At 54.9% G+C, this 1,352-nt stretch carries 1 protein-coding gene; it reads right to left on the reverse strand.

The window, feature by feature from the left end; all coding sequences use genetic code 11:
- Positions 1-242: 242 nt before the first annotated feature.
- Entirely contained in the window at positions 243-1,265 is a 1,023-nt protein-coding gene (locus GFB49_RS20885; RefSeq protein WP_027238688.1) for an IS110 family RNA-guided transposase, read from the reverse strand.
- Positions 1,266-1,352: the final 87 nt, after the last annotated feature.

A 1,352-nucleotide genomic window follows, 5' to 3' on the forward strand; every position in this document is an offset into this window, starting at 1 on the left:
TGTGTGGATGGCTCCTGCATAGCAAGACATTTTTGATCTGATTTGTGCATTTGTCAGAAGCAGTCATGTGTCCGGCCTGTTTGCGCGGTTTTGACCGCTGGCCCTGATGGGTTCCGCAAACCAAGTTCCTATCAGCTTTACGGGCTATTATGCCCGCGCCATTCGGCGGAGTGTCTTGGCTTTGGCGGCAGACTTATGCACCATCATCTCGCGGGTCTTGCTAACTCATTGTTCTTTTCGTCTCAGGCTATAGTGCGTGGGCTGTAGGGTTCGTTGCGGGTCAGGACAGCCCAGACGATCCGGGCGGTCTTGTTGGCCATGGCAACAGTTGCGACACGCGCAGGTTTGCGTTCAAGCAAGGATGTAAGCCATTTGCTGGCTCGCTCGGGGTGGGATCGTGTTTGTCGAACGAGTGATGTCATACCAACGACAAGCAATGATCGCAGATACTGGTCACCCATCTTGGTGATCCGCCCCAACTTCTCTTTACCGCCGCTGGATTTGTTGGCAGGCGTTAAACCCAGCCATGCTGCGAACTCCCGGCCGTTTTTGAATTGGTGACCATCTCCAATGCTGGCGATGATCGCAGAAGCCGTCACCGCGCCGACGCCGGGTATAGTGCGCAGCAAACGGACACGCGTATCTTCTTTGGCCACTTGCTTGAGGCGCTCTTCATACCATCGGACCCGCTTATGCAGAGCCATGAGCTGTTCTGACAGGTTGCGGATCACCTCGTTGGCGATGTCTGGCAAGTCGAGCACTTCACCAAGAGTGATGTCCTCAGCAAATCCAATCACACGGGCCAGCCCTTTGGGAATGAAGATACCGAACTCCGCGACCAGACCACGCAGATTGTTGATGAGTTGCGTTCTTTGGCGCACCAAAAGGTCACGCGCCCGATGCAGCGACAACAGGGATTGCTGCTCGACTGTTTTGGTCGCAACAAACCGCATGGTGGGTCGAGTCACTGCCTCGCAAATTGCTTCGGCGTCAATGGCATCAGACTTACCGCGTTTGACATATGGCTTCACATACATCGGCGGAATCAGCCGAACCTCGTGACCAAGAGCTGTCAGTTCACGGGCCCAATGATGCGCACTGCTGCACGACTCCATGCCAATCAGGCACGGTTCCAGTTTTGCAAAGAACGGCAGAAATTGCGCTCGTCGCAGCGGCTTGTTGAACACGACTTCTTCGCTCGCGGTGATCCCGTGGACTTGGAAAACGTTCTTGGCCAGATCAACACCGATTGTGGTAACTTGCATGGGGTGGCTCCTCTCATAAGCAGATTTTGACACCTGCACTATGGCGCATTGCGACGCCGGTTGAAGCAGGAGCCATCCACCCCATCA

The organism is Tritonibacter litoralis (assembly GCF_009496005.1).
GTDB classification, from domain to species: Bacteria; Pseudomonadota; Alphaproteobacteria; order Rhodobacterales; family Rhodobacteraceae; genus Epibacterium; species Epibacterium litoralis.